The 25,470-nt window shown below is 44.0% G+C and carries 30 protein-coding genes and 1 other RNA gene; 12 read left to right on the top strand and 19 right to left on the bottom strand.

Features of this window, described 5'->3' with window-relative positions:
* Positions 1-142 precede the first annotated feature (142 nt).
* Complete coding sequence (locus ACZIX4_RS05350; RefSeq protein ID WP_463334573.1) at positions 143-793, top strand: DUF1579 domain-containing protein; 651 nt, start codon at positions 143-145, stop codon at positions 791-793.
* 114 nt (positions 794-907) lie between these two features.
* On the opposite strand, the gene ACZIX4_RS05345 is transcribed toward ACZIX4_RS05350, so the two are convergent.
* Positions 908-1,408, bottom strand: a complete 501-nt coding sequence (locus ACZIX4_RS05345) for a nuclear transport factor 2 family protein (protein WP_463334572.1) — start codon at positions 1,406-1,408, stop codon at positions 908-910.
* 17 nt (positions 1,409-1,425) lie between these two features.
* Positions 1,426-1,741, bottom strand: an RNA gene (gene rnpB, locus ACZIX4_RS05340) — RNase P RNA component class A.
* A gap of 230 nt (positions 1,742-1,971) precedes the next feature.
* Between rnpB and ACZIX4_RS05335 the strand changes: the two genes are divergently transcribed.
* The 7 genes from ACZIX4_RS05335 to ACZIX4_RS05305 all read left to right on the top strand — a co-directional run bounded on the left by ACZIX4_RS05335 (position 1,972) and on the right by ACZIX4_RS05305 (position 8,939).
* Positions 1,972-2,280 carry a hypothetical protein gene (locus tag ACZIX4_RS05335; protein WP_463334571.1) on the top strand — a complete coding sequence of 103 codons (309 nt, stop codon included), beginning with the start codon at positions 1,972-1,974 and terminating at the stop codon, positions 2,278-2,280.
* A gap of 3 nt (positions 2,281-2,283) precedes the next feature.
* Positions 2,284-3,363: a DNA topoisomerase IB gene (locus ACZIX4_RS05330; RefSeq protein ID WP_463334570.1), complete on the top strand. Its 1,080-nt coding sequence runs from the start codon at positions 2,284-2,286 to the stop codon at positions 3,361-3,363.
* A 273-nt stretch (positions 3,364-3,636) separates the two neighbouring features.
* Entirely contained in the window at positions 3,637-4,896 is a 1,260-nt protein-coding gene (locus tag ACZIX4_RS05325) for a Na+/H+ antiporter (protein ID WP_463334569.1), read from the top strand.
* Entirely contained in the window at positions 4,893-6,134 is a 1,242-nt protein-coding gene (locus ACZIX4_RS05320) for a T9SS type A sorting domain-containing protein (RefSeq protein WP_463334568.1), read from the top strand. The genes ACZIX4_RS05325 and ACZIX4_RS05320 overlap by 4 nt, the downstream gene beginning before the upstream one ends.
* 299 nt (positions 6,135-6,433) lie before the next feature.
* On the top strand, positions 6,434-7,519 hold the full coding sequence (gene dnaX, locus ACZIX4_RS05315; protein WP_463334567.1) for a DNA polymerase III subunit gamma/tau: 1,086 nt from the start codon (positions 6,434-6,436) through the stop codon (positions 7,517-7,519).
* Positions 7,520-7,578: 59 nt separating this feature from the next.
* Positions 7,579-8,187, top strand: coding sequence for a DNA polymerase III subunit gamma/tau (locus ACZIX4_RS05310; protein ID WP_463334566.1), 609 nt, complete (start codon positions 7,579-7,581; stop codon positions 8,185-8,187).
* Positions 8,188-8,198: 11 nt separating this feature from the next.
* Positions 8,199-8,939, top strand: a complete 741-nt coding sequence (locus ACZIX4_RS05305) for a hypothetical protein (RefSeq protein WP_463334565.1) — start codon at positions 8,199-8,201, stop codon at positions 8,937-8,939.
* On the opposite strand, the gene ACZIX4_RS05300 is transcribed toward ACZIX4_RS05305, so the two are convergent.
* Together ACZIX4_RS05300 and bcp are read right to left on the bottom strand one after the other, a co-directional pair.
* Positions 8,940-9,692: a helix-turn-helix transcriptional regulator gene (locus ACZIX4_RS05300; RefSeq protein ID WP_463334564.1), complete on the bottom strand. Its 753-nt coding sequence runs from the start codon at positions 9,690-9,692 to the stop codon at positions 8,940-8,942.
* Between the two features lie 84 nt (positions 9,693-9,776).
* Positions 9,777-10,235: a thioredoxin-dependent thiol peroxidase gene (gene bcp, locus ACZIX4_RS05295; protein WP_463334563.1), complete on the bottom strand. Its 459-nt coding sequence runs from the start codon at positions 10,233-10,235 to the stop codon at positions 9,777-9,779.
* A 34-nt stretch (positions 10,236-10,269) separates the two neighbouring features.
* On the opposite strand from bcp, the gene ACZIX4_RS05290 reads away from it, so the two are divergent.
* The gene (locus ACZIX4_RS05290; protein ID WP_463334562.1) at positions 10,270-10,932 is read left to right on the top strand and encodes an endonuclease III domain-containing protein; all 663 of its coding nucleotides are present in this window, start codon (positions 10,270-10,272) and stop codon (positions 10,930-10,932) included.
* A 23-nt stretch (positions 10,933-10,955) separates the two neighbouring features.
* On the opposite strand, the gene ACZIX4_RS05285 is transcribed toward ACZIX4_RS05290, so the two are convergent.
* The 7 genes from ACZIX4_RS05285 to ACZIX4_RS05255 all read right to left on the bottom strand — a co-directional run bounded on the left by ACZIX4_RS05285 (position 10,956) and on the right by ACZIX4_RS05255 (position 14,267).
* Complete coding sequence (locus tag ACZIX4_RS05285; protein WP_411406743.1) at positions 10,956-11,099, bottom strand: hypothetical protein; 144 nt, start codon at positions 11,097-11,099, stop codon at positions 10,956-10,958.
* A 60-nt stretch (positions 11,100-11,159) separates the two neighbouring features.
* Positions 11,160-11,744, bottom strand: coding sequence for an RNA polymerase sigma factor (locus ACZIX4_RS05280; RefSeq protein WP_463334561.1), 585 nt, complete (start codon positions 11,742-11,744; stop codon positions 11,160-11,162).
* A 503-nt stretch (positions 11,745-12,247) separates the two neighbouring features.
* On the bottom strand, positions 12,248-12,721 hold the full coding sequence (locus tag ACZIX4_RS05275; protein ID WP_463334560.1) for a DUF1905 domain-containing protein: 474 nt from the start codon (positions 12,719-12,721) through the stop codon (positions 12,248-12,250).
* A 55-nt stretch (positions 12,722-12,776) separates the two neighbouring features.
* The gene (locus ACZIX4_RS05270; RefSeq protein WP_463334559.1) at positions 12,777-13,154 is read right to left on the bottom strand and encodes a type II toxin-antitoxin system death-on-curing family toxin; all 378 of its coding nucleotides are present in this window, start codon (positions 13,152-13,154) and stop codon (positions 12,777-12,779) included.
* Positions 13,151-13,339: a hypothetical protein gene (locus ACZIX4_RS05265; protein WP_463334558.1), complete on the bottom strand. Its 189-nt coding sequence runs from the start codon at positions 13,337-13,339 to the stop codon at positions 13,151-13,153. The genes ACZIX4_RS05270 and ACZIX4_RS05265 overlap by 4 nt, the downstream gene beginning before the upstream one ends.
* Before the next feature lie 77 nt (positions 13,340-13,416).
* On the bottom strand, positions 13,417-13,860 hold the full coding sequence (locus tag ACZIX4_RS05260; protein ID WP_463334557.1) for a hypothetical protein: 444 nt from the start codon (positions 13,858-13,860) through the stop codon (positions 13,417-13,419).
* A 38-nt stretch (positions 13,861-13,898) separates the two neighbouring features.
* Positions 13,899-14,267, bottom strand: coding sequence for a DUF1801 domain-containing protein (locus tag ACZIX4_RS05255; protein ID WP_463334556.1), 369 nt, complete (start codon positions 14,265-14,267; stop codon positions 13,899-13,901).
* A gap of 93 nt (positions 14,268-14,360) precedes the next feature.
* Between ACZIX4_RS05255 and uvrA the strand changes: the two genes are divergently transcribed.
* The 3 genes from uvrA (at position 14,361) to ACZIX4_RS05240 (ending at position 18,833) form a co-directional block, all read left to right on the top strand.
* The gene (gene uvrA, locus ACZIX4_RS05250; RefSeq protein ID WP_463334555.1) at positions 14,361-17,150 is read left to right on the top strand and encodes an excinuclease ABC subunit UvrA; all 2,790 of its coding nucleotides are present in this window, start codon (positions 14,361-14,363) and stop codon (positions 17,148-17,150) included.
* A 571-nt stretch (positions 17,151-17,721) separates the two neighbouring features.
* A complete protein-coding gene (locus tag ACZIX4_RS05245; RefSeq protein ID WP_463334554.1) occupies positions 17,722-18,243 on the top strand; it encodes a Pycsar system effector family protein in 522 nt (173 codons plus the stop codon).
* Positions 18,234-18,833 (top strand): 2'-5' RNA ligase family protein, encoded by a 600-nt coding sequence (locus ACZIX4_RS05240; protein WP_463334553.1) that lies wholly within the window; start codon positions 18,234-18,236, stop codon positions 18,831-18,833. The genes ACZIX4_RS05245 and ACZIX4_RS05240 overlap by 10 nt, the downstream gene beginning before the upstream one ends.
* A gap of 64 nt (positions 18,834-18,897) precedes the next feature.
* Here ACZIX4_RS05240 and ACZIX4_RS05235 read toward each other — a convergent pair whose 3' ends face one another.
* The 8 genes from ACZIX4_RS05235 to ACZIX4_RS05200 form a co-directional block, all read right to left on the bottom strand.
* Complete coding sequence (locus tag ACZIX4_RS05235) at positions 18,898-19,044, bottom strand: hypothetical protein (RefSeq protein WP_463334552.1); 147 nt, start codon at positions 19,042-19,044, stop codon at positions 18,898-18,900.
* Positions 19,045-19,110: 66 nt separating this feature from the next.
* Positions 19,111-19,545, bottom strand: coding sequence for a MarR family winged helix-turn-helix transcriptional regulator (locus tag ACZIX4_RS05230; RefSeq protein ID WP_463334551.1), 435 nt, complete (start codon positions 19,543-19,545; stop codon positions 19,111-19,113).
* Positions 19,546-19,669: 124 nt separating this feature from the next.
* Entirely contained in the window at positions 19,670-20,467 is a 798-nt protein-coding gene (locus tag ACZIX4_RS05225) for a hypothetical protein (protein WP_463334550.1), read from the bottom strand.
* Between the two features lie 241 nt (positions 20,468-20,708).
* The gene (locus ACZIX4_RS05220) at positions 20,709-21,275 is read right to left on the bottom strand and encodes a DUF1579 domain-containing protein (RefSeq protein ID WP_463334549.1); all 567 of its coding nucleotides are present in this window, start codon (positions 21,273-21,275) and stop codon (positions 20,709-20,711) included.
* Positions 21,276-21,702: 427 nt separating this feature from the next.
* Positions 21,703-22,380, bottom strand: coding sequence for a hypothetical protein (locus tag ACZIX4_RS05215; RefSeq protein WP_463334548.1), 678 nt, complete (start codon positions 22,378-22,380; stop codon positions 21,703-21,705).
* Between the two features lie 179 nt (positions 22,381-22,559).
* Entirely contained in the window at positions 22,560-22,958 is a 399-nt protein-coding gene (locus ACZIX4_RS05210) for a hypothetical protein (RefSeq protein WP_463334547.1), read from the bottom strand.
* Positions 22,906-23,325 (bottom strand): hypothetical protein, encoded by a 420-nt coding sequence (locus ACZIX4_RS05205; RefSeq protein WP_463334546.1) that lies wholly within the window; start codon positions 23,323-23,325, stop codon positions 22,906-22,908. Before ACZIX4_RS05205 ends, ACZIX4_RS05210 begins: the two co-directional genes overlap by 53 nt.
* Positions 23,326-23,589: 264 nt before the next feature.
* Positions 23,590-25,464, bottom strand: coding sequence for a CocE/NonD family hydrolase (locus ACZIX4_RS05200; RefSeq protein WP_463334545.1), 1,875 nt, complete (start codon positions 25,462-25,464; stop codon positions 23,590-23,592).
* Positions 25,465-25,470: the final 6 nt, after the last annotated feature.

Genomic DNA, 25,470 nt, shown 5'->3' with positions numbered 1-25,470 from the left:
AATTATATTATGAAGAGGCGCCGTGGGAAACCACGGCGTTTTCATTTGGTACAAACCACCTAATAAACCATTAACGTTTCCTTAGGCTACCTCAATAGTTTATTTACCTAATTTTATGTAAACAACATAAAATTAAACAATTATGAAACGATTAACCTTAACCCTCGCGGCAGCATCATTATGCCTGCTGTCGTGTAAGAAAGAAACATCGGGTACCACAGACGGTAAAGACACGGTAGCCACAGCCGATACTACAACCGTAGCCAGTGCGCCCGAGGCACCCGTAGACAGTGTTGCCGCCCAAAAAGCCTGGGTAGAATACGCCACCCCGGGTGACATGCACAAACTGCTGGAAGCCGAAAACGGTAAGTGGGATGTTACGATGACGTTTTGGCAAACACCGGGGGCAAAACCACAAACCGATACTTCTGTGGCCGAAGCCAAAATGATTTTCGGCGGCCGTTACCAGGAAATTACCTATAAGGGTAAAATGATGGGTATGGACTGGGAAGGCAAGAATACTGTAGCCTTTAACAACAAGGACAAGGTGTTTACCTCTACGTTTATAGACAATTCCGGTACGGGAATGATGGTAGCCAGCGGCCCTTATGACGCTGCTACAAAAACCATAACTATGAAGGGTGCTACGCCCGATATTATTACCGGTAAAACCATTAATTTCCGTGAAGTATATACGCTGGTGGATGACAATACCCGCAAGTTGGAAATTTTTGATACCAAGGAAGGCCAGGCAGAATACAAGAGTATGGAGATAGTGATGAAACGGAAGTAGCTCTTTCCATTTCGACCGTAGCGCAGCGGAGTGGAGAAATCTCAAAAACGCTTAATTTAATGAGATTTCTCGGCTCCGTACCTCCGCTCGAAATGGAACACTGAAAATCTCTATTTACTCAGCAGCCTTATGGTCGTAGCTCATTACCCGTTTCAGTATCCACTGTTTTTTATTGTTTAAAAGCCACAGGCACGAAAATCGCGCTATGCCGGTTTTCTGTATTGCTTTGCCCGCAGGCTGTATAAAAAACTCGTGCGTACCGGTCTCATACACGCCGTACAAAACCCCGTTTTTATACAACGGGAATACTTCAATACTACTGGCTACAGGCCTGCGTGTTATTTTTCCGTTGGCAGACCCGCAGATGTTTTTACGGGTAGCCTCTATAAATTCCTTTTTATTCTGTATGCCGCCCTGGTCATGGTAAAACTCAAGGTCGGGTGCCAGTATATCTTCAAGCACTTTATAGTTGCAGTTATTAAACCCCTGCCCGAACAACAGGCTGTCCATCTCTATCATTTGGGCATACAGCGGGTCGGTATGCTGTACCTGTGCCAATGCATGTAAACCAATACAAAAAATAGCAATTGTAAATAACCGGGATAGTGTTTTCATTGGTGGGAGTTTAAAAAATTAAAAGCAGGCTTGTAAGCCGGATTCTGTGCTCCTTAACGGAACCCTTATCATTTATCTGGCAGCAACATTACTGTTACTATCTATCTGCCTACCCCCCGGCATCGGGCGGGCCGCCCTACATATAACCGGTGTACATGGCATTTCACCGCATAGAGTTTACCTGGTTTCACTACAGCATTACCTGTACATACTTTCTGTTGCACTTGTCCTCTCACGCTAAAAGCGTGATGACGGGCGTTACCCGCTATGCTGCCCTATGGTGTCCGGACTTTCCTCCCCCGCCGTGGCGGAAGCGATAAGGCCGCCTGCTTTCGTGGGCAAAAGTACGGTTTTTAGTCTTAAAGCCAAATGTCGAAAGTCGAAAGTCAAAAGGGTATAAGTTTAGGCAGAGCAGACTTTAAGACTTTAGACCTTCGACTTTATGACTCAAATACTTTTATGACTTCTAAAACATTCCCTTAACATTCCGTTGGCTGCGGCGCGTTGCAGTAATTTTTAATTTTAAGTGTACATAATACAAGCTCACTTAAAAACATAATATCATGGACAGTCAAATGTATCACTACGCCACCGTTTCCAAGGCATTGCAGGAACTGGCAGAAAAAGGGTATACCACAGATTTTAACCTGGAGGAAGACCGCATTGTTAACAACAAGGAAGATGTAACCATTGAGCACATTTACCGCTACGAGGGTGAAAGCGACCCGGGCGATGAAGCTACCGTATATGGCATCAGCATTAAAAGTGGCGAAAAAGGCGTGTATGTGGTAAGTCCCGGAGCGTATACCGAAAACCAGGCAGCAAGGATATTGCTGGATATGAGCATACAGGGAAGGATGGCAGCACAATAAGCTATGGACCGCCTGACGAAAAAGCTCGAAAAAATAGGGCGCGACCCTAAAATAACAGCCAAAGCCGTTGGCCTGCGTTATTCACTGGACACCCACAAAGGGTATTACAGGAAGCGGCGGGGCAACGGCTTTTCGTATGTGGATGAAAGCGGTACTGTGGTGCGCGACAAGGAGGTATTGCTGCGCATAAAACAGCTGGTGATTCCGCCTGCATGGCAAAACGTATGGATTTCGCCTTATGAAAACGGGCACCTGCAGGTAACGGGTACCGATGCCAAAGGCCGCAAGCAATACCGCTACCACCCCGAGTGGAACCGCATACGCAACCAAAGCAAGTTTTACCGCCTTCGGAATTTTGCCAATGCCTTACCGCTTGTACGCGCACAGGTGGAAAAAGACTTGGCACGGCACGGGTTACCCTACGAAAAAGTAGTGGCGCTGGTGGTAAAGCTCATAGAGCTGACCAACATCCGTATTGGTAATGACGCGTATAAAAAGCTGTACGGTTCGTTTGGGTTGACAACCCTGCGCGACCGCCACGTGAAGTTTGAGGGGGATACCGTGTGGTTTGAATTTACGGGCAAAAAAGGCGTGAAGCACAAAATAAAACTGCAAAGCCGCCGCATGGCACGGTTGGTAAAAAAATGCCAGGACATACCGGGGCAGGAACTTTTCCAATATTATGACGGTGACGGAGGGCACCATACCATAGGCTCGGCAGATGTAAACCATTACATAAAGGAAATCACCGGCGAGGATTTCACAGCCAAGGACTTTAGGGCGTGGGCAGGCAGCCTTAATGCACTGTGCGCATTCAATGAGATTGGCGAACATACAAGTATTACCGACTGCAAAAGGAAAATCGTGGCCGTACTGGATTCTGTAGCGAAAAAACTGGGCAATACCCGTACCGTCTGCAAAAAATACTACGTGCACCCCACGGTGATTGCCGCCTACGAAAAAGGTTCCATCTGGAACTACAAAATGGCTGAGGATGCCTGCGCAGACGACAACCTGAACAAACAGGAACAGGCCCTGCTGGAACTGCTTTGCACCGAAGATATAGCAAAGGTGGTGGCGTAAGCTACAGGCTGCCCATTCATGTGGTAAAATGGCTCTTTCATGGCGAATAATCTTACCGCTAAAGGTTATATTTGTATTTTTACACCACAAGCTATCACACACATCTTAGCGCCTTGGCGGCTTTGCGAGAAATTTTACCACAAAGCACACCAAGGAAGCACAAAGTTCCACAAAGGAGCTAAACGTCCGGGGATTATAGAAGGCCACAAAGGCTTTCCTCTGGAAAGCTAAAAGCGCCTGTGTGGACCGATAGCCTAAAACGTTAAGCAGCCAATGGAAAACTACACCGTAGTACTACTCATACTCGCCATAATGATATGCCTTTCGGCTGTAGCCGATAAAACGAGGTTCCCCTACCCCATACTGCTCATTATTGCGGGCATCGCCATAGGCTTTACCCCGTCCATGCCCGTAATTGAACTAAACCCGGAAATCATTTTCCTTATCTTCCTGCCGCCGTTGCTGTATGATGCCGCATTTAATATATCGTTCAACGATTTCAAAATGCACATCAACACCATAAGCACGCTGGCCATAACACTGGTATTCCTTACCACACTGGGCATTGCCGTGGTGGCGCGCTACCTTATACCGGGCATGACCTGGCCGCTGGCGTTTGTGCTTGGTTCCATACTTTCCGCGACCGATGCCGTAGCCGCTATGGGTATTACCAAAGGCCTGGGGCTATCACATAAAACCACCGTTATCTTAGAAGGTGAAAGCCTTATAAACGATGCATCGGCGCTGGTAGCCTACCGCTTTGCCGTGGCAGCCGTTACGGGCAGCGCGTTTGTATTTTTAGATGCCTCGTTTGAGTTTTTAAAGCTCCTGGGGGGAGGTTTCCTTGTGGGCTTTATCATGTCGCGATTGTCGTTCCTGCTGAAGTTTATGAAAGGCAACAATGTGGCGATTGTAAGCTTCCTGCTGCTGATGCCGTTTGTGGCATACCTCGTAGCAGAAGAATTCCACGTATCGGGTGTAATTGCTGTGGTAACATTTGGTTTTGGTATCTCCTTCATCAGCAATAAATTTTTCCCGGACAGGCTTAAAAACCAATCGAAGCACATTTGGGAAATCATCATTTTTATGCTGAACGGGCTCATCTTCATATTCATTGGTATGCAGCTGCCTTACGTATTGCACAACATCCCCCAAGGTAATGTAATGCCCTACACCATCTACGCACTGCTGATTACTGTAGTAGCGCTGCTCATCCGCATGCTGAGGGTGTACATGCAAAAAGTGAACTTGCAAAAAGCCTTCGGACGCAACCATAAACGGGTAAAAGAAGACATGCTTATCGATTCGCGCAACAGCCTTATCATCAGTTGGAGTGGCATGCGTGGCATCGTATCGTTGGCTGTAGCCATAGGTTTACCCACCACACTGGCCGACGGCAGCCCCTTCCCTATGCGGAACGAAATCATCTACATTTCTGTAGCTACCGTACTGTTTACCCTTTTAGGCCAGGGGCTTACGCTGCCCATGCTGGTAAAAAAACTCATCCCACCAAAACACACATCCCAATCATGAAGAAATACTTTTACTTTTTTGCATTGGCTTTAAGCCAAATTGCCTTTGCACAGTACGCCGACTCGAATTACGCTATTCCCGCTACGGGTTACGGCAGCGACGGCAGCCATACGGTAGCCGTGGAGACGTTTGCCAACGTAAACTTCCCCGGGCACACCATAAACATTTACCACCCCGGTGATATTAGTACCCCGGTACCTACTATATTTTACAGCCATGCTTACGGCGGCAACGACCCCGAAAACATCATCGGTATGCTGGAATTTGTTGCCAAAAAAGGGTACGCCATAGTGTATGTGCCGTACCAAACCCTGGCTACGACGACCATACAGGAACGCTATGACAACCTTAAGGCCGGTTTCCGTAAGGCGGCACAGGATTATCCCGGAATCATCAGTACCGATAAGGTAGGCTTTATGGGGCATTCGTTTGGCGGCGGGGCTTCGTTTGCTATTGCGCAGGAACTGTTTACCACCGACGGCTGGGGAACCAACGGGCGTTTTATTTACGCGTTGGCGCAATGGTACTCTTACTATGCCGATAATACGTTGTTAGACAGCTACCCTGCCAACACAAAAGTGCTAATTGAGGTTTTTGCCGATGATACCACAAACGACCACCGTATGGCGATTGACATATTTAACCACCTGAATGTAGATGCGGCTGAAAAGGATTATGTACTGGTATCGTCAAGTACTGTAAACGGGTACAATTACGAGGCCACACACAGCCTGCCGAATACTGCTACAGCCTTTGACGCGTTGGATTATTATGCCTACTACCGTTTTATAGATGCTTTGGCCGATTATTCCTTTAACGGGAATACTTCGGGCAAGGACGTAGCACTGGGGCACGGCAGCACGGCACAGGTAACCATGCCCGGCGATATGGCCGCATTGCAAAGCCTTTCCAACCCTTACCCTATTCATTTGCAAAATTATTATGAGTTTCCGTGCAGCTTCTCTGAAAACCCAAGGATAGATTATTGCAGCGTCCTTGCCGGTACCGAAGAAGTAACAGCCAATAGCGTTACCCTGTACCCCAACCCTGCTACTGATGTGCTGAACATTACTACAGCATCGCCTTCGTTATCTATCAGCATTTATAATACAATAGGGCAAAGGGTAAGCCACTACAACCTGAACCAAAATGCTGCTACCGTAAACATGCAGGCTTTACCAAAGGGTATGTACCTTGTAGAGGTTAACGGCATCGCCCATAAGGTGATACATAATTAGGCCTGCTTTAACGCAAAAATTTTCACCACTAAGGGCACAAAGTTTTTTCACGAGGAGGCACAACGCGGATTCCTAAAAATTCTTCACAAAGATTTCAATCCTGTTACACAGGATTGGCGGACACAAAGCGGGTACGTAAAGCCTTGTGCACTTAGTAGTTTGGAACAAACCTAATATTCATCCGGCCTTGTGTACGTTGTGAAAAAACTTTGTGCCCTTTGTGGTAAATGAACTATTGTGGATAATTCTGAAATCTGAAATCTGAAATCTGAAATAAAATAGAGTATCTTTGCCCTTCTATGGAACAATTCATCGTATCTGCCCGCAAATACCGCCCGCAAACCTTTAAGGATGTTGTGGGGCAGCAGGCTATTACAAATACGCTGCTGAATGCCATAGAAAACAACCACTTAGCACAAGCGCTGTTGTTTACAGGGCCGCGTGGTGTGGGTAAAACCACCTGTGCACGTATCCTGGCGCGCAAAATAAACCAGGAAGGTTATGACGACCCGAATGAGGATTTTGCGTTTAACGTGTTTGAGCTTGATGCTGCCAGTAACAACTCGGTAGATGACATCCGAAGCCTTATAGATCAGGTGCGTATACCGCCACAAACCGGTAAGTACAAAGTGTATATCATAGACGAGGTGCACATGCTCTCTCAGGCGGCGTTTAACGCATTCCTGAAAACACTGGAAGAACCGCCACGCCATGCCATCTTCATCCTGGCGACTACCGAAAAGCACAAGATTATCCCTACCATACTTTCGCGCTGCCAGATATTCGACTTTAAGCGCATTACCGTAAAGGATGCCAAGGAACACCTTGCCGAGGTAGCACGCAGCCAGGGTATTACTGCAGAAGACGACGCACTGCACATCATTGCCCAAAAGGCCGATGGCGCCATGCGCGATGCCCTTTCGATATTCGACAGGGTGGTGAGCTACTGCGGTACCAACCTTACCCGTGTGGCCGTTACCGAAAACCTGAACGTACTGGACTATGAGTACTACATTAAGGTAACCGACCTGATACTGGAAAACCGCATACCCGATTTGCTGCTTTTATATAACGAAGTTTTGGCAAAAGGCTTTGACGGGCACCACTTTGTGGCCGGTCTTGCCTCGCATTTCCGCGACCTTTTGGTGTGCCAAAACCCGGTAACCCTTACCCTGCTTGAAGCCGGTGAGGTAGCACAGAACCTGTACCGCACCCAGAGCCAAAAAGCCAGCCAGGCGTTTTTGCTACAGGGTATAGATATTGCCAATGAGTGCGACCTGCGCTACAAAGCCAGCCAAAACCAGCGCCTGCTGGTAGAACTGTGCCTTATGCAACTGGCCTCCATCACCTTTGATGGAGAAAAAAAAAAGTTGACGGGTTTATAATCCCCGCCCATTACTTTGAACAATACAACCCCAAAATAGCGGTACCGCAACCTGCGGAAATGCCTGCCGTTACTGCTGTAGTTGCCGAAGCCGTAGCCGAAAAACCTGCCGGGATAACCCCGCTTCCTGCTGCCGAACTGAAGGTGGAAGAACCTATAGTGATACAACCACCTGTACCACAAAAACCGGCTGACGACGGTAGCCAGAGGGTGAATGCTTTTTCGCTTTCAAGCATTATGAAAAAGCGCGAACTTCAGGAAACCCAAAAGAGCATACTGCGCCATGCCGAGGAATTGCCAAAGCAGTCCTTTAACGAAACGGATATGAGGCTGCTGTGGAATAAGTTTGCCCAACGCCTTAACGACAGCGGCAAAAAAATCATGGCGACCTATATGCAGATTAACGACCCGGTGCTGGCTCCTGACGGTTTTACGATACGGCTGGAATTACCGAATGAGGGCAGCAAGGCACAATTTGACGGGGATAAGCTGGAACTGCTGGGCTACCTGCGCGGTAAGCTGCACAACCACGATGTGGTGATAGAAACCCATGTAAACGAGGAGGTTTCATCGCGCCATGCCTTTACCCCTGAAGAAAAATATGAAAAGCTGAAGGCCATAAACCCGGCACTCGATGCGCTGCGCAAGATGTTTGACCTTGATGTATAAAACCTGTTAATATGGCACTACGTTTCTTCAGCAGCCTGTTATTACTTTTTACCTGTTTGTTCCAACCGGAAAATAGCAACCAGGAAAATATCCTCACAGCCGAAAATGTTTACGAAACAGACCACGTATATTTAAATGAAAACAACCGCGAATATCCTGCCGATACTATAAAACATTTTGTAAAAATAGAACTGATTACCAAAGCTACTTTTCTCAGCAAACGTAAATCGGCTATAGACTACATTATAAAGGATAATGCTATAAAAAAGAAAAATGGCAAGCTACTGCTTCCCTGCAAAGACAGTATTATTACCATAGCTGACAACATTGTAGATGAAGAAACCCGCAGGGAATTTACCTACCTGGGCAGTGTGCCGTTCCTTAACCAATATGTAGTGGCGGGTATGTATTGGGAAGATTACGATGTACAGTTTTACGATAAAAAAACGGGACAATCGACGGCAATGTTTATATATTATCCACGCATTTCAGCAGATAAAAAGAAGATAATCGATATGTATGCCAATCCCTATGACGAGGGATGCGATTTCAATATACACATCATACAAAAAGACAGCCGGATAACAAGGCGTTTATCTACCACCTTTAAGAACTGGATACCTGATGATGATGCAGCTTTTTTCAGCAGTGACGGGTATTTTTATACCCCGGCCAACCACCATTCGCAGTACCGGGATAAAACCGGCAACATAAACAAAAACTGGCAGTACCTGCGCATTAAGCTCCTGTAACTATACCCAGCCATTGTTTTGGGCTTTCTGTACCAAGTCAAATGTAGAACGCACTTCGGCTTTGCGTAGCAGGTTCTTTCGGTGTACATCTACCGTATGCCTGCTTATGTTCAGCTTATCCCCTACTTCCTGGCTGTTCAGTCCACCGGCAAGTGCCGTAAGTATCTGCTTTTCGCGTTTGGTAAAAAGCGGCGTTACCTGGTACACGGTATCATTGGTATCAACATTATAATACGAAGAAGCGCCATTTAGCCCAACGAATGACAGCTGTGGCGTACCGCTGTTTTTCAGGTGGGTAATATCGGTATCAACGGCAAAGGTGCGCACGTCATCAGCATCATGCTGAATAACGATAAACTGGTGCAGCATGCGTATGTACCTGCCGTCGGCATGGCGGAACCTGAGGTCGTACTGCACCTTGTAGTTAAACAGTTCATGCTCGGGCTGGTTCCCGAAAAAGCGTGCTATGGCCGCCTCAAAGTTGACAAAGAAAGGCGCATCTTCCGGATGGATAAGGCTCACAAAAAACGACAGGGTAATATCGTTTTCCCCGTACCCAAGCACCTCCTTCACATCAGGGCTTATGTACTCTATGGCGGGGTTTCGCACATTTACAATATAATTGTAATTGCTGCCCACCTGAAAGATGCTTACCATCTTTTTGTACAGTACATCACTCAGTTCTTTGTTCCTTACATTAGGGGATGTTGGGATGATTTCCCATATTTTGCGCACTTCATTATAGATATCCATCACTTTGGCCGATAAAGTTGGTTTAGCAAAAATAGTTAAAAAACATCCCTGAAAAAGAATAACTTAACTTTTGTTAGCTATTTTTTAAATATCACCAAATATTTGCGCTGTATGCTCCTTGGTTTTTACGTTTATGATAACCTCGTCTATAAGGCCGTTCTCATCTATAACAAACGTAGTACGGTGGATGCCGTCGTACTCACGGCCCATAAATTTCTTTGGTCCCCATACGCCAAAGGCATTCAGTATGCTGTGGTCTTCATCGGCCAGCAGCGGAAAAGGCAGTTGATATTTATCGGCAAATTTGGCCTGTTTTTTTACCGGGTCGGCGCTAACACCTAACAATGCATAGCCTTGCGCCTCGAAGCGGTGGTAGTTATCACGCAGGTTACAGGCTTCGTTGGTGCAGCTTGGGGTATCAGCTTTCGGGTAAAAGAAAACCACCAGTTTTTTCCCTTTATAATCGGCAAGCGAATGGGTATTGTTATTTTGGTCAACGCCGGAAAACGCAGGGGCTTTATCCCCTTTTTTTAGTGTAGTCATTTAGGCTTATATTTGTGTGCAAATTTACCTAAAAATGACTAAAGCTGAAAAGGCCGCCTTTGTAATAAAAACGCTGGACGAAATTTACCCGACCATACCCATCCCGCTGGACCATAAAGACCCGTACACCCTGCTGATTGCTGTGCTGATGAGTGCCCAAAGCACCGATGTACGCGTAAACCTGATAACGCCACTGTTATTTGAAAGGGCAGACAACCCCAAAATGATGGTAAAGCTGGACATCGATGAGATACGCGAAATCATAAAACCTGTGGGGCTGTCCCCTGCCAAGGCTAAGGCGATACACGGATTATCTGAGATACTGCTGGAAAAGCATAATGGCGAAGTACCACAAAGCTTTGAAGAGCTGGAAGAATTGCCCGGTGTGGGCCATAAAACGGCGAGTGTGGTAATGAGCCAGGCGTTTGGTGTGCCGGCATTCCCGGTAGATACGCATATTCACAGGCTGATGTACCGCTGGGGCCTGAGCGACGGCAAGAATGTGGTACTGACCGAAAAGGATGCGAAAAAGCTGTTCCCGCGCGACCGCTGGAACGACCTCCACCTGCAAATAATATGGTACGGAAGGGAATACAGCCCTGCACGCGGCTGGAAGCTGGACAAAGATATTATTACAGCCACTATAGGCCGTAAATCAGTGCTCGAAGAATATTACAAAAAAGCCTCCCGTAAGTAAATCACGGGAGGCTAAAGGAAAAATTAATTAGCAATATTTTCGAAAGTACCATTCTCAGTCTTTACAAAAGAAAGCGCTTTAGAATAGTTCAGCAGAAATTCGATTGTTTCAGTTTTAGGCAGCATAACCTGTGTTGCCGGTTTTTGTTCAGAGTAGAGTTTTGCCATGCTAAGTTGCTTATTTGTTATCTTTACAACAATAGAACGCAAGACTCTCCCTTATATTGCCTAATTGGTCAAAATAATATTATTTTTTTCAATAACCTTGCGCAGGTTCATCAGGGCATAGCGCATACGGCCCAGCGCAGTGTTGATGCTTACACCGGTAAGGTCGGCTATTTCCTTAAAGCTAAGATCCTGGTACATACGCATTAACAGCACCTCTTTCTGGTCTGCCGGAAGCTCCTCTATAATGCGTTGCAGGTCGCTTTCCACCTGTTCGCCTATAATGCGGGTTTCCACATTAGGGCTGTTATCGGTCATGATAGAGAATACCGAAAACTCTTCAGTATCACGTTGCATAGGCATTTTTTTGTTGCGGCGGAAATGGTCCACAATAAGGTTGTGCGAAATACGCATCACCCATGGCAAAAATTTACCTTCTTCGTTGTAGGAGTTACTTTTCAGCGTTTTTATTACTTTGATAAAAGTGTCCTGAAAGATATCATCAGCGATATCCCTGTCAGATACTTTAGAGTAAATAAAACCGTAAATCTTCGATTGGTGCCTGTTAATTAATACAGATAGAGCGTTTTCTTCTCCACCCATGTAATTTTTCACCAGAACAGCGTCAGGGATTACAACATTAGCCATAGCGATACTTTTTAGCGTTTTTAATTTTTGGTTTTTAACCTTGCGGGTTTTTTCTAAAAAGTAGTTGTATACTATAGGCGACTTGTTAATTAAGAATTAATGTTGAGCCAAATATAATATAATTAAATCATAAAAAACAAGTGCCGGAGAAAATTTTAACAAAAAAAAGACAATAATATTTGTTAACAGCCCTTACCCCTGCTGAAAATAAGGGTTACAACGGTATAGTACTACGCTTTTGGTACCTTTCTTAAATTACTATCTAAATCTACCACATAGGTACATAGCTAAAAGAAAGCTCTATACTATTGCGTACACATGCTTAGCGGCTTGGCGACTTGGCGAGGGATTTTTACCACAAGGAGCACAAAGATTTTTCACTAAGCCCACGAAGTTGATTAAAGAACCTGTAAAAAGGACACAAAGGCTTTCCTTTGGAAAGCAAAAAGGTACACAAAGCGGTAGGACTACATGGAAGTTTGTAAATAGAATAAACTATGTGGCTAAATAATCTTCTCGTTCCGCTTTAGCCGGAAAATGGTTTTAATGATGCGCTCATTTACCGTTTCGGGGCGTTTTGCAGAGAATATCCAGCGGGCACACATACGCTGCTCCCACTGCTTGTGCTTCAGGAAGTTTTTGTACACGCCCTCTTCTTCCAGCCTTAGCTGCAATTCGGCAGGCGCTTTATAAGGCTCGTCGTCTTTATAGAGTATGATATGTACAGAGTCGCCCTCCTCCTTTTTAATGGCTTTGCGTATCTCGGCCTTTACCGGCAAAAAATGCCCGCCGTCGCCCATGGGCATAATGCTGCAGGTATCAATTTCATAGCCGTCTATACTGCCCTTAACCCGCACCATACCGAACGCCGCACCGTCTTCCTTTTGAATGCCAATAATGCGTGCGTAGGTCCACCCGCCTTTGCCAGATATACGCTCAAGGGTTATTTGAGTGTTTATGAGGGGAGTGTTGTTCATGAAATTAGGAACACAGATAACATTGATTTAAAGGATTATCAAAGATTTATATTTACTATCGTGAAATTAAATGCAGTTTTATCCATTGCTGTATGGAATCGATGGTATGTTGTCCGCTTGTAACCTCAATTACAAAATCATATTTTTCTGATTGTGAAGCTGACAAATCAAACCCTTCGTGCATAAGCACTAACCGCATCATAACATAGCCCGTACGTTTATTGCCATCTATAAAAGGGTGGTTTATTACTATACTTTCAAAAATGGCCGCGGCTTTTTCTATAGCAGAGGGATACAGGTCTTGCCCGCCAAAAGTAGCATACGGACGGTTTATGGCAGATTCAAGCAAACTCCTGTCACGCAGGCCTTGTGCTCCTCCAAAATTGTTTATAAGTACTGTATGGATTTCTAAAACTTCCTCAACGGTAATCATTGGGCAAGCTTTTGCAGTAACTCCTTGTCTTCTTCCAATATCTTCCTAAGGTTAGCACTAAGCCCGGCTTTATCATTTCCGGCAGTTGATACGCTTTTTAAATAATTCAGTACCGGCAGTAATGCATCTTCCGGCAGAGTATCTATGACCTTAACTATTTCAGACTTAATTTCTATGGTGCTCATTACAAATGTATTTACTCCAAAAATACGAAATTATATTTTTCAAATGTAGTAGATTTCGGGTGTTGATACAACACGCATTATTCATATCCTAAAAAATCAAGGTCGAAAAGATATTCTTTAGTCTTAGCATTGTGATAAATGTAAACTTCTTTTTGCAAATACAACTTAGTTTCCAAAACTTTCCTGTCTGAATCAATAGATTGGCTTTTAAACTTTTTCCGGTTGTGGTTGCATTCTATATAGTGAAGTTCGGTAACCTCGTATCTATCTTTATCATTATGTGTATCAAGCAATTTATAGCCATCAGTATAATCCATCACCCTGCTGCTTTTCGTGGTAACTATTTTAAGCTTGCTGTATGGTATGGCAATTTTCTCCCCCGTACTCCTTAGCCTTTTTTCCCTTATTTTATTGTCCCTCCTGCTCTCCCTGTTAAAGCGCCGTTCCTTTATTTTTATGGTAATATATAAAATCAGGAAAGACAGGATAAGTATTGTGTATATGATGTACTCAGCATGCATGCTACTACTTGTTTCTTATAATTATTGATTTTACTTCTCTAAACACCCTTTATCGTCCCGTTCTTATACAAATCCAGGGCGTCACCTAAAATCCGTCTTACAATATCAATGGCGATATCTGCATTGGGGTTTACCCTTAAAATCTTCATGCTTATACGGTTCCCTGCTTCTAATTCCGGATGGTGAAGATGTTTGCCGGGAACCATTAAAATATAGGGTTCACTCGTTTTTTTGTCAGTCCATATATAACAAAACCGCTTACTCTTATAGCAGAAGCAGGGCATGCCATATTTTACTGTTTCAGTCAAATTTGAATCCATAGACAGGATAATACTCCTAAGTGCTAACAGGCAGCTTTTATTAGGTTCTGTCTTACTCAAATAGAAGTTATCTGTAGGTTCCGGCATTTTTATACTTTTCCCAAATATAACAAACCCATTCTATTCTCCTTAACAAAAATCTCCCTCAAAAACCGTATCTTTGCACATTACTTTTGCATCATGATAAAGACTGATTTTTCGAAGTTAGAACCAAAGAAAAACATACTGATAAAAGGCGCAGGGCTGCACAACCTGAAGGACATAGACGTAGCCATTCCGCGCAATAAGCTGGTGGTGGTAACCGGGCTTTCGGGTTCGGGTAAGTCGAGCCTGGCGTTTGATACGCTGTATGCCGAGGGGCAGCGCCGCTATGTGGAAAGCCTGTCGTCTTACGCCCGCCAGTTCCTGGGCCGCCTTGATAAGCCAAAAGTAGAGTACATTAAGGGCATAGCCCCTGCCATAGCCATAGAGCAAAAAGTAAATACTACCAATGCCCGTAGCACCGTGGGCACCAGTACCGAAATATACGACTACCTGAAGCTGCTGTTTGCCCGTGTGGGCCGCACCTACTCGCCTGTATCGGGGCGTGAGGTGAAGAAGCACACGGTGACCGATATTGTAAACGCAGTTAAGGGCTTTGAAGAAGGTACCCGCTGGCTGCTCCTTGCGCCCGTGCATACCGAAAAAGGCCGTACCATAGAGGAAAAGCTGGGCGTACTGCTACAGCAGGGTTTTGCGCGTATTTTGGTAGATGGAGAAACCCTCAGGCTTGACGAACTTGCCGGTACAGACCTTACCAATAAAGAGGTTTTGCTGGTGGTAGACCGTATTGTGGTAAAGCATGAGGAGGAATTTTACAACCGCCTTGCCGATGCCATACAAACCGCATTTTACGAAGGTAAAGGCGAAGCATTCCTTCAGGATGTAAGTACAGGTAACCGCCTGCCGTTCAGCAACAACTTTGAATTGGACGGCGTTACATTCGTGGAGCCAAACGTGCACCTGTTCAGCTTTAACAACCCGTATGGCGCCTGCCCTTCGTGCGAGGGTTACGGCAGCATCATAGGCATAGATGAAGACCTTGTGGTGCCAAACACTGCGCTGTCCATATACGAAAACGCCATCTTCCCATGGAGGGGCGAAAGCATGGGCTGGTACCGCGACCAGTTGGTAAACAACAGCCATAAGTTCGACTTTCCGGTGCATAAGCCTTATTACCAGCTTAGTGAGAAAGACCGACAGCTGGTTTGGCATGGTAACCAATACTTTACGGGGCTAAATGACTTCTTCGCAGAGCTTGAGGAGAAGAACTACAAGATACAAAACCGCGTGATGCTGAGCCGCTACCGTGGCAAGACCAAATGCCCTGACTGTAAGGGCAAACGCCTGCGCCCGGAGGCGAACTACGTAAAAGTAAGCGGCAGCACCATAAGCGACCTTGTAGACCAGCCGATTAAAAACCTGGCTGAGTTCTTTAACAAGTTGGAACTGAATGAATACGACGCTAAAGTCGCCAAAAGGCTATTGATAGAAATAAACAACCGCCTGCGCTTTTTGCAGGAAGTGGGGCTTGACTACCTTACCCTGAACCGCCGTTCTAATACGCTTTCGGGTGGTGAAAGCCAGCGTATTAACCTGGCTACTTCGTTGGGCAGCAGCCTTGTAGGTAGTATGTACATCCTTGACGAACCGTCTATCGGCCTGCACCCAAAAGACACCGAACGCCTTATAAAGGTGCTGGAAGGCCTGCGTGACCTTGGCAATACCGTTATCGTCGTAGAGCACGATGAGGACATCATGAAAATGGCAGATATGATTATTGATATCGGGCCGGAAGCAGGTACCCACGGCGGCCAGCTGGTAGCCCAGGGAACCTTTGACGAAATACTTAAAAGCGACTCACTTACAGCGAAATACCTTAACGGCGACCTTGAAATTTCGGTACCTAAAAAGCGCCGTAAATTTAAGAACCACATCGATGTGGTGGGCGCCCGCGAGAACAACCTGAAAAGCATAGATGTTACCTTCCCGCTGGACTGCCTTACGGTAATTACCGGAGTATCAGGAAGTGGCAAGAGTACACTGGTAAAAAAGATCCTCTTCCCTGCCCTGCAAAAGGAACTGGAAGGTGTGGGCGAAAAGGCCGGACAGTTCACAGAACTGCGTGGCAGCTACGGCCACATTAAGCATATTGAATACGTAGACCAGAACCCTATAGGACGCAGTTCTCGCTCTAACCCAGTTACTTACATAAAAGCTTATGATGATATACGCGACCTGTTTGCCAAGCAGAAGCTGGCGCAGGCACGTGGCTACCAGAGCAAGCACTTCTCGTTTAACGTAGACGGGGGCCGCTGCGAAACCTGTAAGGGCGAAGGCGAGGTAACCATAGAAATGCAGTTCATGGCCGACGTGCATCTACTGTGCGAAACCTGTGGCGGTAAGCGCTTTAAGAAAGAAATCCTTGAGATTACCTACCAGGACAAAAACATAGACGATATCCTGACGATGACCATAGATGATGCCGTGGCGTTCTTCAGTGAGCATAAGCAAACCAAGGTCATGACCAAGCTGCAACCACTTCAGGATGTGGGACTTGGCTATGTGCAACTGGGACAAAGCTCCTCTACCCTTTCGGGTGGTGAGGCTCAGCGTATTAAGCTGGCATCGTTCCTGGTGAAGGGCGCTACCAAAGATAAAGCCCTGTTTGTGTTTGACGAGCCTACTACCGGGCTGCACTTCCACGACATTAAAAAGCTGTTGGCATCATTTGAAGCATTACTTGATAAAGGCCACTCTATCATAGTGATAGAGCACAACTTAGACCTGATTAAGTGTGCCGACTATATTATAGACATAGGCCCTGAGGGCGGCGAAAACGGGGGGCACTTAGTCGTGTTTGGGACACCTGAAGAAGTAGCCAAGAACCCTAAATCAATTACGGGGGAATATCTAAAGAGTAAGTTGTAATTGGTTTGAAGTTTCAGGTTTAAAGTTTCAGGTTGGAGCTTCACTCGGCTATAAAAGCATTACGCTGCAAGAGCGATATTTTGTAATCTATTTCTTAAAATAAAGTTATCAACAGGGAGATATTCCACTTTTTGTACAAAAAAATACAAAAACCTGTGGAATATCTCCCTTCTTTAAAAATTATAATTATTTAAATATCAACAATTTAATCAAAACCCACCTTCCACTCTACCCCTCGAATATTCCACATTTTCCACAGCATTTTTACTGAAGGAATGCGTTCAGTACAACTTTCATCTTTTTTGGTTGCTGGTTGTCGGTTGTTAGTTGTTGGCAGCTTCACTCACATTGGATTTTACTGAACGAATGCCTTCAGTACGCTGTGCCGTTTTTTTGTTTATGGTTCATGGTTTATAGTTGGGAGCTTCAACCGAAATTTCACTGAACGAATACCTTAAGTACTTTGTGGGGGAAAATTTTTGGATCAAAATTTAAGGTTAGGACTTCACTCATACTTTTGGGAAATAAATATTTTATACATTTGGTAGATAGCAACACTAACCAACCAATAATGAAATCACAATTAGTAGAAATACATCAAGCTGTAAATGAATGGCTCAAATTTTCTGAGGCCAAACACGGTGCGCTTTTAGCTATAAATACAGTCGTGGTTACAAATTTTTTGGGAAGCGTTAAAGAAGCTAATAAAGGACATTTCATTTTATTAATTCTAATTTCGACAACAGCTTTCTTTTCAATAATGTTTAGCTTATGGGCTTTTAAACCAAGAAGGCATGAACAACAAGAACTCAAAAAAAACGATACTAAAATCAACCTAAAAAAAATAAATGTGTATTATTCTGGCGATGTGAGTAGGTTAACCCTACAAGAATTAAAAGATGTATTAAACCAATTTGATAATAAACATAAATTTGACTGTCATGAGCAGATGTTAATTAATCAAATATGGATTAATTCTATTATTGCAAATAAAAAATATAGCTTGTTCATTAAATCTGCATTTTGTCTTGGACTAGCATTATTATTAATTATTATTTTTAGTCTACTTTCAATAAAAACTATATGTCATTAGAAGATAGTTATATAGGTTTAAATATCGTCAATGATAAAAGCCTAAATGATATTAAGCATAACATTTGCAAAATGTTAGACCTTATTCATAGAAAAGAAGCACATATAACGCTCAAATATTTAGGAAATCTTAAAGAAGAAAAGCTTAAAGAGATAAGTTTAAATTTAAACAAATTATTTTTCCCGAATGAGTTAAAGCTTATTTGTACAGGATTAGGCGGGGCATTTATTGATTCAAATAACGAAATAGTTCTTATTAACAATGATAGTTATAAAATTTCCAAACATCATCCCAGGGTTATTTGGCTAAGTATTGAATTGAACCAATCATTATTAAATATTTTAGATACACTAAATATTCAGGAAGAGTTTCAAATCAACTATAATTCTTTTTGGCCACATATAACTTTGGGTAGTGGCCAAGGGGATAATACTGTTGTTGATACTTCAACATGGGATCTTCATGGAATTGAAAAAAAACCGACTTTGGAAACTTTTACATCTGAGATTTTGGCAGATAAAATACATTTAACAAGTAGGGAACTTCAACCTAAAAGCATTTTTTTCAAAAAAGAGCTATTTACTAACTGAAACTTCTGATATCATTTTATATAACTTCCTGAAATCAGTATCATTAGTGTTCTTTCGAATCACCCTACAACCTTTTAAACCCTTTCTCCCCTTTCGGGTAAATAAGCTGCTCCTTTACATTGATTTGCTTGTGAGGCAGTTTGGTATCTGTAGCCGTGTAGTGGCTTATGTGGGTAATTAACGTAGCGGTGGCAATGGCAATGATTTTCATACTGAACGTTTTTTGATTGATGACTTTAATGATGATTGATAACTGTACTCCTTTAATTTTCTGTAACTAATTTTCTGTAACATTGTTTATTATAACCTGCAGCATACCATGAAGCTGCTTTATATCCTTATCGGTAAGGCCGTTTAGCGCATGTGCACGGTTGCGTTCGGTATAGGGCCTTATTTTTTGTATTATTTCGTTTCCTTTTTCGGTAAGACTCAGTTCAAACCTGCGCCCGTCTGTAGCGTGGAAACTGCGCACCAGGTAGCCGTTTTTTACCAGCAGCTCTATAATCCGCGTTACCGATGCCACATCCTTAAACACCCTGGCAGCAATTTGCTGTTGCGAAAAGGCTTCGTTTTCCTCAATGCATTTCAGCACCAGCCACTGGTCTATGGTAATATCGAAACCCTCAGCCTTCAGCCGCTTTTGCGCATACTGCCGGTAGCTGCGTATCGACTTGTCTAAAGCGTAAAATATAATGTCGTTTAACTTTTCCATTTCAAATACTCACACAAATATAATTGATATATCAATAAAATAAAATTTTATCGCATTTATTTTCAGAGGTATAAAAAAAATCCTGCCACACAGGGCAGGATAGTTTATGGATATGTAAGTGGGATTATTCCTTTACAATACATTTTATGTATTCCAAAATAAGTTTACCCTCTTCTACGCTGTCTTCTTTATTGCCTACAATCTTTTTTACGATGGGGCTTTCCTGAAGCAGTTTCAGGTCTTCCGGGCTAACTCCGGAAACTTCAGCCCTATAGTTGTAATTAGAAGATGATGCGCTTACAGATACCTCAGTATTAGGAAATTTAACTTCTTTACCGTTTTCCAATACCAGTGTCACGCCTTTAAGCCCTGATTCTTTTTTGTCAGACGGCGCCGTTATAAGTACGTTCAGCTTATAGAATCCTTCTGTTTTATAAAGACAGATGTCTTCTGTACAGGGCGTGTGGTAAATATAATAATATACTGCGCGGTCATAATTAAATTTCTTTTCAGAGATTATCTTCTTGCAAAAAAATCCGTCAGGAAATTTAAGGCCGCCTATAACTTCAAAATGATAGTCATGGCTAAATTTTGGGGTGTACTTATAATACAGGGTGCCTGTTTCCGGGTTAGACAGCACTAAGATATAATCGCTGTAATCAGGTTTGTACGATACTACTTTAAAGACCTTACCTACAAGTGCTTCGTATTTGGTAGAGTAGTTCTTGTTTTTGTAATTCTTTTTAAGCTTTTCATCGGTATAAAAACCTTTGTACCCGTACTCCTGGGAACTTTGGCTAAGTGGCTTTACCCTTAATTCTTTACCGTCAAGTAATTCAATAGATTCTCCGGGAAAGTCCATAGATTGTGAAAACGCGTTGATGCTGATAATGCCCAGCAGTACAAAAAGGATTTTTTTCATTTTGGTGTTTATTTTTGGCAGTTATAAATTCAAGGAAAAAACGCCGAACAAGCTAGCAGCTGTATATTCAGCACAAGGATAGTGAATGCTTTGGCAGGTTATGTTTTTTTTATTGTTGGTATGTTGCAAATATAAATAGTTTCTTTAAGGTTTAAAAATTTACGGTTATAAAAAATCCTGCCCCACAGGGCAGGATTTGTAATCTGTTTTTTTACACAGACGTTGCACTGCAACGTCTCTACTATTTACGTTTCATGATAATTTCCATACTTTTCCACTCCTTGCCGTCGCGGCTGTCGTACATTTCCATTTTGCGTGTATTGGCATCTATTATGGTGTATACCTCGCGGCACGGGTTAACCTTGCCGTCTACAGGGTTTACCATTTCGCCTTTAAAGGTTATGGTTTTACTGTCTTTGCTTATTACTCCGTACATTACCATAACGCCGGTACCCATGTTGTCTATCCAGGTACTGGTATAGCGTTTCAGGGCATTGTCAAAACCTATAAGGCTTTTCCCTTCAAAGGGCATCCCCATAATGTCGCCGCTATATACTATTTCCTGGTAGCGTCCGTCAAAAATCATCCTTGCCACACTGGTGGTGGTAGCCTTCATCGGTGGGCTTTTAGGATCGTGCCAAAAGGTCATTGTATTAGTCCACGAGCCTTCTTCTGCAGCCAGCATTTTGTGTTCCGGCCCCGGTGTCATATAGTTCATCCAGGCTTTTTCTTCGGCTTCAGTCTGGGCAAAGGCATTTTGGCACAACAGGCCGGCAGCCAGTAGCGCTAAGGTGTACATTTTTTTCATGATGAATGTTGTTAATTGTTTGTACGTTAAAGATAAAGATTTTTTTATTGCGACGGTAACAAAGTAAAGAAGAGAGACGTACTTAATGAATTCTGTGGAAAGCTTGTTGACTTTGTTGTAAAAATTGAGGAGTAACTAATAAATACGGTTTGCCTAAAAAAGCAAGCCCCGCTATTCCGGGCGGAATAAGCGGGACTTAACAAACCAACCAACCAATTATTAACAAACCTCAAAAATAAATCTGAGATTTATGTAATAAACTTTTAGCAACTTGCGTGCCAAAGCACAAATGTAAATCTATTTTTTTTAATTGCAATAGTTTATACACAATAATTTCAAATAAAATCTTGTTAAAATCAAGAAACCCCCGAAAATACTGGTACTTTCAGAGGTTTTCTTAAAACTAACTCAACTTAACTCAAAAAATTTATTTATTGCTTCGGCTACCTGTAGCCTCTGCTTTCTTGTCTTTATCATCCTGGCGGTAATAGTAGTTGTCGTTGCCACCACCATTGTTATTGTTGTCGTTATAGCCGTTGCTATAACCGTTATCATATCCGCCGCCGTTGTAGCTGCCGCCTGCGCTTTGGCAAGGGTCGTACACATAGCCACGGCTGTTGCTGTTTACGTATCCGCTGGCGTTTATTATGCGTCCGTAGCGGTCGTAGTATATGGTAAGCAGGCCTATCTGGCTTAGCGCAAACCTGTTGTAGCTCATGTATACGCTGCCTATCCTTTTCACGCGGCCCACGTTGTCATAGTTTATATATACGTTGCCCACCCTGCGTACACGGCCGTTGTAGTCGTGTTCTACGCGTACACCCTGTCCGGCATTGCTGTAACCGGGTGCGCCATAAGTATTGTTAGCACGGCTGCCGGTGCGGTAATAGTTAGTACCGGTAGTGGCAGGCTGTGTGTTAAAGTCCATTTGCCCGTCAGGGAACACCATAAATTCTATACCACGCTCCATAAATATAACAGGCTCTGCATTGCGGTAATCTACAGGAGTGTGATAAGCAGCAACAGTTACAACTTTTGTTTCTGTGGCTGAGGCCAGGCTACCAGCAAAAAGTAATCCGGCAACTAAAAGAGTAATTTTTTTCATGACCTTGTAATTTATTTTTTTGCGCCTACTCTAGCTTTTCGGCTTCTGCAATCGGCTTTTAAATTTGTGCCTTTGATTACAATATTACAAGTGCCGTGCCAAACTCTTATATAACGTTATAGTATTTTTTATTTAAATTTCAAAATATTGATTTTTAACACTTTGAGATTAACCTCTTTTTACCTTTGGTATAAGAGATAAATAAAGAAACCTCCTACTATTATATGCAATACTGCATCTGCTACAGCTACGGTACTGTTTTTCCGGCTCAGTAAGACGTAACTTACACAAGGGCGTACTATAATTTGCGATGCCACCAGTACAAACAGCAGCATAAACGGCAACGGAATCCCTGTAAACCTGCCTTCTAATGCCTTCCTGAAAGCTGCCGTAAGCCCGCACGAAGTACAACTCATCCCGGACTGCCTGTAAATGCACTGCACATGCACATCGGTAAACAACAGCATCCCGAAACTACCCACCACAAACAGCCACAACAGTGTGTTTACCAGGTGGTAATCCAGGTTACCACTGCCCGGTAGTGTCTTGGGCTGCGGGGCTAACAGTGTCTTTAACATGGTGTGGTTTGCTGTTTAGTATAGTATCGAGCAGCTTTTCAGCCATTTTATTTTCTACATCCCTTACCTCCCGGGTAAGTTCTTCCTTAGCCTTAAACACCTCCCTGAAGGTAATGTACTGGTAAATGCCAAAGCTTATGGCCAGCGCCGATACCACCATGCCGGCTATACAGGTAACGTTCTTTTCGTTCCTGGCCCTGAATATAAAAAAACAGATGGCCGAAAACATGAACGCCAGTATTGCGGGTCCCGTAGCGTACGTACCTACGCAGGGTATAAACGAAAACAGTAAACTGATGATAGCCAGTACCAGGCCTATTATGGCAAAAGGTTTCGGGTCGCCCTGGGTTTGGGTTTGGTGATTCATGGTTTCGTTTGATTGGCAAGCGGGCAAAAGTACTCTTTTTTTGCTTTGGTGCAACACCATTTTTTTCACGGTGCTTTTTTTGTTTGTACCAAAGCTAATGTTTTTCATATCAAGCAGTTTGGTTTAGTAAATAACTGATAAATGTTAAGATTATTGCAAAAAGGGATAAAAAAAGATGCACGTAGCGGTGCATCTTTAGTTTTTATAAGGTAATGAGATGAGATTGCTTAGTTCCTCAATGATACGCAGGATTCAATTCAACCCCTATCTTCTACCCACCTCTATTACAGAACTGCTGTAAATACGGATGGTCGATTTTATAAAGTCTTCCTCGTTTGCCTCAAAAATATTGTCTACATATTTCTGTGGGTTGCGGTCTATGTACGGGAACCAGGTGCTGTGTATCTGCACCATTATTTTATGGCCTTTTTTAAAGGTATGCAGCAGGTCTTGAAGCGGCACGTTTACACGCGTAACCTGGTTTGGCACAAACGGCTCGGGCTTTTCATAACTGTTACGGAAACGCCCCCTGAATACCTCTGAACGTACCAGTTGCTGGTATCCGCCCATTACTATATTATCGGGGTTACCTTCGTATTTTGGCGTATCATCAGGGTATACATCGATGATTTTCACCACAAAATCGGCATCGGTACCCGTCATGGAAACGTCCAGCTTTGCCAGTATTTCGCCGGCAAGGGTGTAGTCTTCGGTAAGTATAGGGGTTTCAAAAGTCAGTACATCGGGCCTGCGGGAGGCGTAGCGCTGGTCGTCGCTCATAAAATTGCGCGGGGTAAACTGCAGGCCTTCAATCTGCGACGTGTACGGCACCGGTTTGGCAGGGTCGCTGGTGTATTCGAAAGCAGCCTTATTGTCTAACGGAGTGTTTACACTCAGCGCCTCTTTCGCGCAAAGGTACAGTTTTACGTTATCGGCTTTTGGTGGCCATACGTCAAAATTCTTCCATTGTTTAAGCCCCGTGTCGTACATATAGGCTTCAGGCAATTTTGGGTTGGCATCACCCTTCAGGTAGTAGACGAAGAATTTTCGTTCCACATTCTTCAGGAAATCATCTGAAATGTTTTCGCCAAAATAAATGTGGTTGTGGGTCAGCGTACCAATGTTACGTGCCCAACCACCATGCGCCCACGGCCCCATAACCAGGGTACTGTTATTCTTGGGCGTAGTAGCCTCTATGCGCTTGTAAATGTTCAGCGGGCCGTACAGGTCTTCGGCATCAAACCAGCCACCTACGGTAAGCACGGCTGGCTTTATATTTTTAAGGTGCGGCAGTATGTTGCGCGTTTGCCAAAATGCATCGTAGTTAGGGTGCGCTATGGTTTGCTGCCAGTAAATATTATCTGTATAATATTTTTTAGTAGCATTTTTCAGGGGGCCAAGATCCATGTAAAACTGGTAGGCATCGGGTACCGGGTTGGCAAAAAATGGTGCAATACCGGCCCTGAACCAATGCTCTGTAGTAGGCTCTTTGCGTTTGGTGCCAAATACCGGGTAGGTAGCCGTGTAGCTCTCCAGGTAAGCGCCGTGGTGGTGCATGTCATCAAAAAAGAAATCAGATACGGGTGCCTGTGGCGATACCGCCTTAAGCGCCGGGTGGGCATCGGGCAGTGCCGCCGCCGAATAAAACCCCGGGTACGAAATCCCGAAGATACCGGCCTTGCCGTTGTTGCCTTTTACGTTTTTCAGCAGCCATTCAATAGTATCGTAGGTATCAGAGCTTTCGTCTATGTCCTTTTTGTTTTTCGGGTTGTTGCCGGGTATGTTAGGCGTCATGTTATTAAACTCCCCTTCAGACAGGTAGCGCCCGCGCACATCCTGGAACACGAGGATGTAACCGTCTTCCACCAGGTACTGCGATGGGTGCCCGTAGGTTTTAAAATCAGCGTATTTAGAGACGCTGTAGCAGGTACGGTTTATAAGGAACGGGTACTTTTTGCTTTTATCCTTCGGGGTATACACCAGCGTAAACAGCTTGGCGCCATCGCGCATGGGGATGCGGTATTCGGCTAAGTCGTAGTTATTACGCATGTATATAGAGTCGGGCTCAAAGTCCCTTTCCTGCGCGTTTACTGCTGTGCAGGCCAATAGTAAGGTGCATAATAGGAGTAGTTGTTTCATTTAGTG

Source organism: Flavobacterium niveum, assembly GCF_055231775.1.
This window is presented reverse-complemented; position numbering and strand designations above follow the sequence as displayed.

Coding starts and splice junctions, on each gene's coding strand:
- ACZIX4_RS05335 (WP_463334571.1), top strand. CDS start 1,972: ATGGACAGTCAAATGTATCACTACGCCACCGTTTCCAAGGCATTGCAG.
- ACZIX4_RS05220 (WP_463334549.1), bottom strand. CDS start 21,275: ATGAAAAAAATGTACACCTTAGCGCTACTGGCTGCCGGCCTGTTGTGC.
- ACZIX4_RS05285 (WP_411406743.1), bottom strand. CDS start 11,099: ATGGCAAAACTCTACTCTGAACAAAAACCGGCAACACAGGTTATGCTG.
- ACZIX4_RS05240 (WP_463334553.1), top strand. CDS start 18,234: ATGTCATTAGAAGATAGTTATATAGGTTTAAATATCGTCAATGATAAA.
- ACZIX4_RS05230 (WP_463334551.1), bottom strand. CDS start 19,545: ATGGAAAAGTTAAACGACATTATATTTTACGCTTTAGACAAGTCGATA.
- ACZIX4_RS05275 (WP_463334560.1), bottom strand. CDS start 12,721: ATGAACAACACTCCCCTCATAAACACTCAAATAACCCTTGAGCGTATA.
- ACZIX4_RS05210 (WP_463334547.1), bottom strand. CDS start 22,958: ATGTTAAAGACACTGTTAGCCCCGCAGCCCAAGACACTACCGGGCAGT.
- ACZIX4_RS05235 (WP_463334552.1), bottom strand. CDS start 19,044: ATGAAAATCATTGCCATTGCCACCGCTACGTTAATTACCCACATAAGC.
- ACZIX4_RS05205 (WP_463334546.1), bottom strand. CDS start 23,325: ATGAATCACCAAACCCAAACCCAGGGCGACCCGAAACCTTTTGCCATA.
- ACZIX4_RS05245 (WP_463334554.1), top strand. CDS start 17,722: ATGAAATCACAATTAGTAGAAATACATCAAGCTGTAAATGAATGGCTC.
- ACZIX4_RS05310 (WP_463334566.1), top strand. CDS start 7,579: ATGCCTGCCGTTACTGCTGTAGTTGCCGAAGCCGTAGCCGAAAAACCT.
- ACZIX4_RS05215 (WP_463334548.1), bottom strand. CDS start 22,380: ATGAAAAAAATTACTCTTTTAGTTGCCGGATTACTTTTTGCTGGTAGC.
- ACZIX4_RS05290 (WP_463334562.1), top strand. CDS start 10,270: ATGACTAAAGCTGAAAAGGCCGCCTTTGTAATAAAAACGCTGGACGAA.
- ACZIX4_RS05225 (WP_463334550.1), bottom strand. CDS start 20,467: ATGAAAAAAATCCTTTTTGTACTGCTGGGCATTATCAGCATCAACGCG.
- uvrA (WP_463334555.1), top strand. CDS start 14,361: ATGATAAAGACTGATTTTTCGAAGTTAGAACCAAAGAAAAACATACTG.
- ACZIX4_RS05280 (WP_463334561.1), bottom strand. CDS start 11,744: ATGGCTAATGTTGTAATCCCTGACGCTGTTCTGGTGAAAAATTACATG.
- dnaX (WP_463334567.1), top strand. CDS start 6,434: ATGGAACAATTCATCGTATCTGCCCGCAAATACCGCCCGCAAACCTTT.
- ACZIX4_RS05260 (WP_463334557.1), bottom strand. CDS start 13,860: ATGCATGCTGAGTACATCATATACACAATACTTATCCTGTCTTTCCTG.
- ACZIX4_RS05325 (WP_463334569.1), top strand. CDS start 3,637: ATGGAAAACTACACCGTAGTACTACTCATACTCGCCATAATGATATGC.
- ACZIX4_RS05350 (WP_463334573.1), top strand. CDS start 143: ATGAAACGATTAACCTTAACCCTCGCGGCAGCATCATTATGCCTGCTG.
- ACZIX4_RS05265 (WP_463334558.1), bottom strand. CDS start 13,339: ATGAGCACCATAGAAATTAAGTCTGAAATAGTTAAGGTCATAGATACT.
- ACZIX4_RS05255 (WP_463334556.1), bottom strand. CDS start 14,267: ATGCCGGAACCTACAGATAACTTCTATTTGAGTAAGACAGAACCTAAT.
- ACZIX4_RS05305 (WP_463334565.1), top strand. CDS start 8,199: ATGGCACTACGTTTCTTCAGCAGCCTGTTATTACTTTTTACCTGTTTG.
- ACZIX4_RS05320 (WP_463334568.1), top strand. CDS start 4,893: ATGAAGAAATACTTTTACTTTTTTGCATTGGCTTTAAGCCAAATTGCC.
- ACZIX4_RS05345 (WP_463334572.1), bottom strand. CDS start 1,408: ATGAAAACACTATCCCGGTTATTTACAATTGCTATTTTTTGTATTGGT.
- ACZIX4_RS05200 (WP_463334545.1), bottom strand. CDS start 25,464: ATGAAACAACTACTCCTATTATGCACCTTACTATTGGCCTGCACAGCA.
- ACZIX4_RS05270 (WP_463334559.1), bottom strand. CDS start 13,154: ATGATTACCGTTGAGGAAGTTTTAGAAATCCATACAGTACTTATAAAC.
- bcp (WP_463334563.1), bottom strand. CDS start 10,235: ATGACTACACTAAAAAAAGGGGATAAAGCCCCTGCGTTTTCCGGCGTT.
- ACZIX4_RS05300 (WP_463334564.1), bottom strand. CDS start 9,692: ATGGATATCTATAATGAAGTGCGCAAAATATGGGAAATCATCCCAACA.
- ACZIX4_RS05330 (WP_463334570.1), top strand. CDS start 2,284: ATGGACCGCCTGACGAAAAAGCTCGAAAAAATAGGGCGCGACCCTAAA.